We start from the raw sequence: 7,375 nt of genomic DNA on the forward strand, positions 1-7,375 counted from the left end.
TGATTTAAAAATATTAACTCTTCTATTTTTTTCTGATCTTTAATTCCTATATTTTTTAATTCTTTTATTTTTTTCGATTTCCAAAAAAATAAAAAGGTATTATCTCTTTTAATCTTTTCAATCACTGAAAGATTAATATATTCTTTGATTATTTTACGGGTCTTCGAAAGATTTAAAATTATTGAATGATTTGTAAATTTATCTTGTCTAAAAAGAATAGCTTTATGATTTTCGGCAAAAACTTTTATTTTTTCTTTCACTTTTGAATACGAAAATTCATTATTTAGATATTTAGTATATAGAGTTTCTAACTCTTTTCTAAATATTTCAAAATCATTTTTTATCTTCACTTTTGGAGGCATATTAGTTCAATTATACCAAGTTAAAAATTTTTAACTAAGTAAAAAATTTCTGATTTAATAAAAGGCTATCTATATAGATTGTAGTGAACTACTATTTCTAAATCAAAGATTATAGAAATAGTAGTTCACCTCCCCAAAAAACTCCAGGAATTGCGCTAATATTGATAGTATCAAAATTCAATTATTAGGAGGAATATTAATATGAAAAAAATTATTACATTAATATTCATTTTTGGGTTGACAATTCAAACCTTTGCATCAGAAGATAAAATTGGAAAAGGTGTTGGGGATATTTCAACTACTTTGAAATATGAAAGTGAAAAAGCCACCGTGCTTGCGCCATTTCTTTTAAATTTCTTTCTTACCTTAGGAATAGGATCTTTTGTCCAAGGGGATTATATTGGTGGTGGCGCACTGCTTGGAACTCAAGTATTGGGGGGAATATTAGCACTAACTGGGTATATTATTGGAGGCACAGCAACCGGACCAGCACAAGCAATAACCGGAACAACATTATTAGGAATTGGATACCTTGCAATTACTGCATCCTACATAACTGGACTTATTATTCCATTTACATTTGCAAATAGACACAATGCAGATCTTAGAAAAAAACTTGGCATTTCGCTTGCAGGTTTTGAACCAAATTTTGATATTGGAATAAACGGATTCCAACTTTCATTTAAAAAGAGTTATTAAATAGAAGAGAGCATATACTACTGGGGTTTAAGGATACTCTCTTTATAGGGAATAGCCTTAAACCCCCATAATTGTAAATGGCTCAAACAGGTAGCTTTCTCTTAAGCTGCTATGAGGCACAACGATTGGAACCCTTCATCCCTAGCAACCAATTCTCATACCCTTTTATTAAAGACGAAATATAATCTTCTCCTTTTTTATTTTTAAGGACCTTGAAATCCCTAAGCAAATTTAATAAAAATTAATAACCTATTTTTTTTTGAAAAGCTTAAGGTAAGTAACAGAATTACAATTTTCATTACTGTAGTGGTATTGTCCGTTATGACAACTAATGTAGTTCCATTCGTTATGTCGCTAATCACTAGGGCTTTCAAGTGAACTACTATTTCTATAATCTTTGATTTAGAAATAGTAGTTCACTTAGTTTTGTGATATCTCTTAGCTTTTCCATCTCCATGGCTTTCTCTAGCATTCGATTGCGAAGCGAATCTACATAAATTTCACGTTTAATAGCATCTGTTTTTATAAGATTTTTATCATTTCGATAATCTAATAGAAGTTGTTTTGACGTTTCTGAGACATCTTTTATTGTAGACAATATTTTCTCAAATGATTCTTTAATCTTCTCTAAATTTGAAATATCTAGTTTATTCAAAGCATCTCTTTTGGGATAGAAGTAGTCAGACACTATGTCAAGAGTACCTCCAAGGCTGCCATAGATATTTAAAATTAAAATTCCATCTCCTGTAAGCAATATAATATCTGAAAATTCTTTTAATTCATTATCGTCAATAGTATCCAATAGGGTATAAGTATGTCTTCTAAACCTTATAGATCTATCAGTATTTACATTCATAAGCTCTGTGCCTGCTCCCCAACCTATTTTTTCAAAAACTAACATATTGTATTGATCCTGGGGTTCTTTTTCCATTTTTTTTATATGCTTTTCTTTTTTTGAGTAAGCAGTTTCTATTAAATTAATTAAATTATTAAGCAATATTTTTTTAATTAAGTCTTTTTCGTTTTGTGCTTGTTCTTCTTTTCCTTTTTGTGCTTGCTCTTCTTTTCCTTTTTGATTAGGAACTACTTTTGTGCTGGGTTTTAATTCATTTTTATTAGATGGATACTCAATATTTTTTCGATTGACATTAGTATCTGAAACACAAGCATTTAAAAGTAGCGCAAAAAATATACCTATAATTACATAATATTTCATAAATATTCTCCTTGGGGCCTAGTTTAATTAAGATAATGCATTAAATGCTATTAATTTAATTATACTAATTTATCGTATTATTACAATTATCCCAATATTATTTTAATATATTTAATCAAATACTATTAATTGAAATTAATTAAATATATTATTATACTAATAACTGAATGACATTCAAGGAGAATATTCATGAAACATCTTATAATTATAAATGTATTCTTTTTATTATTTTTAGCTTGCACCTCAGATTTTGGCATGAATAAAAAAAATATTAAGCGTCCATCTAATAAAAATGCAGTAAAACCCAAAACAGAAAGGAACTCTAAGAAAAAAGAGGGCTTTCCAATTGGAGAGGCATTTAAGCCTGGCGCAGAAGTAATTTCTAAACAAGAAGAAGCCACCAATAAAAAAATAAAAAATAAATTACTTCAGGATTTAAACAATTTAATAGAAGTAGCTAATGCACATAAAGAAAAGTATATAAAAATAATGGAAAAAGAACCCGATGATAGGTATGGGATGGCTTTCAGAGCAATGGAATGGGTTTCTAGTAAAGAACTTCTATCTGGAAATTCTGAACAATCTAGAACATATAGAAGAAATGTTTATACCATTTTAAGCACTATTGACACTAAGGACTTAAAAGAATTCTCAAGCATTTTAGAACCAATACGCAGGGTACAAAATATCTTCGATCCCTTGTCCGATCTTGGAGAAACCTTTGACAAAGTTATTGATCACTTGTATCCCCAAAAAGATACTTTGGATAAACTAGATATTTCAAATTTAGAAAAGCTTAAACAATCATTTGAAAAGCTATTGTCTACAATAAAAATAGTCGCAGAAGAATCAAAACAACTTTTATTAGATTATCAAAGTGATAGTAATTCAATAAAAACAGATCTTACTAAACGTACATCTCATATAGATGCATTGAGCAATCAAATGGGGGAAAAGGTTACAGAGGCATACAATCTACGAGATGTCATACTATCAATGTGAACTGCTATTTCTAAATCAAAGATTATAGAAATAGCAGTTCACATTATTATATTATGCTTTAACTTGCGTTGCAAATTCATCTCCACCTAAATTTCATAGAAATTATAGGTGGAAAATTCTTTGTTATTTTTTGATAAAACACACTAATAGGGCTTAAAGAAGCTCTCTTAAATAAGAGAATTTCTTTAAGCCCCATAATTGTAAACATACCAATACAGTAGATAAATGCTCATTTTTCCCATTTACTACATTGCTTTTAGTATAGCGTAACTTAAAATTAAAATCAACTCACCCTAATAGTGAACTACTATTTCTATAATCTTTGATTTAGAAATAGTAGTTCACATTATATTCTAACTTATGTTACAAATTCATCTCCACCTATAATTTCTATGAAATTATAGGTGGAGTATTCTTTGATATTTTTTGATAAATACAAAAAAGAGAAGAATTAACTTCTCTTTTTTAAATATCGAGTGCAGCATATTATTTTTCTTTGTTTAGATTAATCAGCTTGATTTAGTAGATTAAGAGCATAAAAGTATTTATCCCTCATGTGGCTTGCTAGAGCTTCATCATTTGTTCTAATGCCACCAACATTTTTATCGTAAGCATCAATAGTTGCGTTTAGGGTTTTAATAAAGTTTTGTTTTATCTTTAAATTGCGTTCTACATTTTGTAGTAACCTTTCGGCCTCTTCTTTGCTTAAAGTGCGTAATACATTTTGTATTTTCTTTAAATACACATCTTCTAATCGCTGTTGAATATCCCTCGATGTTTTTAGAAAGTTTCCAGCTACTATTTGGTTTTTATCTGTATCAAGTTTTTCAAGAATTTCTTTTAATGCCAATATTTTTTTTGTATCGTAATTTAGGGATGGGTAAATTATTCCTTTCAATGTCATTTTTGCATGAAACATAAAAACATCATCATTTTTAAGTTTAAAAGTCTCTAAGAAATCATATTGAGCACCATCAGATTTAGCTATTTTAGCTATTTGTATATCTTCTTCCTTTTTTTGAGCTTCTAGGTCTTTACCAATGTTTTCTAATTTTGAGATTGTGGTTTCTTCTTGAGAATTTTGATTTGAAGATTTTGAATTTTGAGATTCATTTTCAAGATTTTTGTCATTTTCTAATGAACTTTCTGCATTCGTATGGCTGTTTAGGTTCTTTAGATTTCTAGAATTGTTGTTTCGCTTTACTTTTTTTGAGATTTTAGAAGTAGTGGAATTTTTTAGTTTGTTTGGATTAACATTGCCAAAAGGTGCACATGATAGGCAAATCGAAGCTAATATTGCTGTAATAACATTAAGCTTAATAATATTTAATTTAGAATTTTTCAAAATACTCTCCTTATAAATTTATATTATTAAATATTAATTATAATTCAAAATAATAATATTACAATTTAATATTATTATCAATCGATATTAAACTCATTTTGTGATGAATTACTATTTAGCTCTTAAATAAGAGAGCTTATCAAAAAATAACAATTCACTATTTTTTTTGGGAAAAACATTTACTTTTATAAAAAAATGTGGATAATATATATCATAAATTACCAATATGGAGATAAAAAATGTATATTATTCCTAATAATGCAAAAAGCACAACTTGTCACAACAAGTTACAATATAAATTAATTGTTCTTATTTCAACACTAGGATACATAAACACTAAATATAAGCAATATACACAAAAAACCATACTCTATTACTTTAATGAAAATCTAAAAAGGAATGGTCAAGCTACTACTACATTAAGAACATTGCAAAAATATCTTTACAGATTAGAAAAAGATATAAAAGTAACAACCAACTACTACAAACATTTGGGTGTAAATTTTGGTACTGAAATTTACTATTATCTTAATTGTGAGAAAAATGAATGCCACTTTAAAATTAACCAATATTTTCAAGAAAAAAAACACTCTAGATTTAAATCTAGAGTTAATAACTACATTAAAGACAAATCCCCAAAAAAGGGTAATGTAGAGTTGGGGGAGTGTTTATATAATAAAAATAATATAAAAGAAGAAAGAAATTTTAATAAAATAGAAGAATATAAAAAAATAAAATATTTCAATAAATGCAACTTTTTCGATAAACAAACTCTTTCAAAGATATTAAAATTAAATATTAAAACAAATTTGGCAATTGAAATATTTAAAACCGTAAAAAGATATGAAAACAATCTAGCTAAAAGAAAAAATATTTCTTTTAGTAACTCTTGCTTCAAAGAAAAGCAAAAAAGATTAGTAGAAATACTAGAAAATACCAAAAAACAATTAGAACAAAAAGGACACAATACTGAAAAACTGAAAAAAGAATTTAAAAAAATATATGAAAACTACAAAAATAAGCCACATTTTATTATTGAATATCAAAAATATAGCGATTTAGACAAAATAATGTTCAAATTAGAAAAATCAATCGGATTAAAAAAAGAAAACTCACAAAAAGATTATGAGAATATAAAGATAAATATTTTCAATATTCTTATTGAGCAATTAGAAAAAACATCAAATATTGAAACTATAAAGCCAATTCTAAAAACATATTTAAACAGCAAAAAGAAATTAGAATATAATAAAGTATTTGATACATACTATTATGAATTATTAGAAATAATAAAAAAGGAAAAAATATCTTTAATGTTGGAAGAAATTGTATAAGAATTAAATATGCAAAACATAGAAAAATTAACAAAATTGGATAAACCAATAGTTGTATGTTCAGATAAAAAAGATCTTTTTATAAAGATTGAAAAAGACAATGATAAAACAATGTATCACACAAAAATAATGATGGATATTTATAAGTTTGGACTTAACAAGAACAAAAATAAATTTCGTATATCATTAAGAAGATTATTCAATCAATCAAAAGTTGAAGAATTTAATTTATTTGCATTAAGAGCAGACGATAAATTCTTAGGCATTTATTATGGTTATAAAAAACCAATAAAGAAAATCTTTGTAAGGTACGAAGTTAAAGGAATTGAAAAATCTTATTTATTGTCAAGAGCATATTACATGGAGTTTAGATTTAAAAAAGGAAGCATTTTTTGCTACTTTAAGAGTCTATTTCGGTTTTTAAAAAAAGAACAAGTAAATGTTCCCTATAGTAATACATTGTTTGACATGTTTACATCGTTGGAAAAGCAAGTATACGAGTTTTATGATAAAAAATACCCACAAAAAGGACCTCTTATAAAATGGATAGAAAAAAATTGGCTAAAAAACCAAATATCATAGCTATTGCTTCAATTAAGGGGGGAGTTGGTAAAAGCACCTCCTCTATAATGTTTTCAGCAATTCTTAATAAAAATAGTAAAGTACTACTTATTGATCTTGACCCACAAAACGCGGTTACAAGTTATTTCATAACTCAAGATCATCCTAGAATGGAATTAATTAATATTTATAATTCTTATTCTTTAATAAAGAAAGAGAAAACTTTTAAGGATGTTGTTATTAATGTATCTAAAAATTTGGATTTTATTCCAAGTTATTTAGAACTTGCTAAATTTAGTAAAGAAGGAAATCAGTTCAAAGAGCTTATGCTTAGAAATGCACTGTATAATTATTTAGAAGATTATGATTATATAATAATTGACACTCCCCCAAGCTTATCATCAGAGCTTGATAATGCTCTTGTGATTGCAGATAAAGTTGTAATACCGGTTCCGCTTGAAAGATGGGCGGTTGAAAATTTACCATTACTAATAAATCAGATAAAGGAACTAGAAAATAATTTTCTAGGTAAAGAGACTAAAATTATTCATATTTTTGCATCTAAAGTTGAAATAGGTAGAGTTGCTTCAACTGAGATTATGGCGGCATTAAAAGAAAAATACCTAAATAAGTTTATTGGAGAAGTTCATAAAAGTGAAGCTTTAAAAAAGGTAATAGATTATGCTATAGAGCCAAAAGAAAGCGAAAATTATTACAAAGAATACTTAAAAATTTTAGAAAAAATTTAGGTTTTAACAAAAAATAAAACATATGAGTGCTAATAAAGCTTATAAGTACAGAATATATCCTAACACCAATCAAAAGAAATATTTTTCAAAGGTATTTGGATGCGTAA

The 7,375-nt window shown here is 26.7% G+C and carries 8 protein-coding genes and 1 pseudogene; 6 read left to right on the top strand and 3 right to left on the bottom strand.

Annotation, left to right across the window (positions count from 1 at the left end):
• A pseudogene (locus HNP68_RS05690) lies at positions 1–362 on the bottom strand (protelomerase family protein); the annotation flags it as partial.
• Positions 363–563: 201 nt separating this feature from the next.
• On the opposite strand from HNP68_RS05690, the gene HNP68_RS05695 reads away from it, so the two are divergent.
• A complete protein-coding gene (locus tag HNP68_RS05695) occupies positions 564–1,061 on the top strand; it encodes a P13 family porin (protein WP_183221325.1) in 498 nt (165 codons plus the stop codon).
• A 388-nt stretch (positions 1,062–1,449) separates the two neighbouring features.
• Here HNP68_RS05695 and HNP68_RS05700 read toward each other — a convergent pair whose 3' ends face one another.
• Positions 1,450–2,277: a virulence associated lipoprotein gene (locus HNP68_RS05700; protein ID WP_183221327.1), complete on the bottom strand. Its 828-nt coding sequence runs from the start codon at positions 2,275–2,277 to the stop codon at positions 1,450–1,452.
• A gap of 189 nt (positions 2,278–2,466) precedes the next feature.
• Between HNP68_RS05700 and HNP68_RS05705 the strand changes: the two genes are divergently transcribed.
• Positions 2,467–3,279, top strand: a complete 813-nt coding sequence (locus HNP68_RS05705) for a virulence associated lipoprotein (protein WP_183221329.1) — start codon at positions 2,467–2,469, stop codon at positions 3,277–3,279.
• 505 nt (positions 3,280–3,784) lie between these two features.
• Here HNP68_RS05705 and HNP68_RS05710 read toward each other — a convergent pair.
• Entirely contained in the window at positions 3,785–4,624 is an 840-nt protein-coding gene (locus HNP68_RS05710) for a complement regulator-acquiring protein (protein ID WP_183221331.1), read from the bottom strand.
• A gap of 239 nt (positions 4,625–4,863) precedes the next feature.
• Here HNP68_RS05710 and HNP68_RS05715 point away from each other — a divergent pair, with 239 nt between their 5' ends.
• From HNP68_RS05715 to HNP68_RS05730, 4 genes are all read left to right on the top strand, one after another.
• On the top strand, positions 4,864–5,958 hold the full coding sequence (locus HNP68_RS05715; protein WP_183221332.1) for a plasmid maintenance protein: 1,095 nt from the start codon (positions 4,864–4,866) through the stop codon (positions 5,956–5,958).
• Positions 5,959–5,967: 9 nt separating this feature from the next.
• Entirely contained in the window at positions 5,968–6,540 is a 573-nt protein-coding gene (locus HNP68_RS05720; protein WP_183221335.1) for a DUF226 domain-containing protein, read from the top strand.
• Positions 6,501–7,268: a ParA family protein gene (locus HNP68_RS05725; protein ID WP_183221337.1), complete on the top strand. Its 768-nt coding sequence runs from the start codon at positions 6,501–6,503 to the stop codon at positions 7,266–7,268. Before HNP68_RS05720 ends, HNP68_RS05725 begins: the two co-directional genes overlap by 40 nt.
• Before the next feature lie 22 nt (positions 7,269–7,290).
• Positions 7,291–7,375 (top strand): helix-turn-helix domain-containing protein (locus tag HNP68_RS05730; protein ID WP_183221046.1); only part of this gene is annotated, 85 nt, incomplete at its 3' end.

The organism is Borreliella yangtzensis (assembly GCF_014201775.1).
Classification (GTDB): Bacteria; Spirochaetota; Spirochaetia; order Borreliales; family Borreliaceae; genus Borreliella; species Borreliella yangtzensis.

What these genes read in the sequence shown, in the direction of transcription:
- HNP68_RS05695 (WP_183221325.1), top strand. Translation starts at nt 564, where the DNA reads ATGAAAAAAATTATTACATTAATATTCATTTTTGGGTTGACAATTCAA.
- HNP68_RS05700 (WP_183221327.1), bottom strand. Translation starts at nt 2,277, where the DNA reads ATGAAATATTATGTAATTATAGGTATATTTTTTGCGCTACTTTTAAAT.
- HNP68_RS05705 (WP_183221329.1), top strand. Translation starts at nt 2,467, where the DNA reads ATGAAACATCTTATAATTATAAATGTATTCTTTTTATTATTTTTAGCT.
- HNP68_RS05715 (WP_183221332.1), top strand. Translation starts at nt 4,864, where the DNA reads ATGTATATTATTCCTAATAATGCAAAAAGCACAACTTGTCACAACAAG.
- HNP68_RS05720 (WP_183221335.1), top strand. Translation starts at nt 5,968, where the DNA reads ATGCAAAACATAGAAAAATTAACAAAATTGGATAAACCAATAGTTGTA.
- HNP68_RS05725 (WP_183221337.1), top strand. Translation starts at nt 6,501, where the DNA reads ATGGATAGAAAAAAATTGGCTAAAAAACCAAATATCATAGCTATTGCT.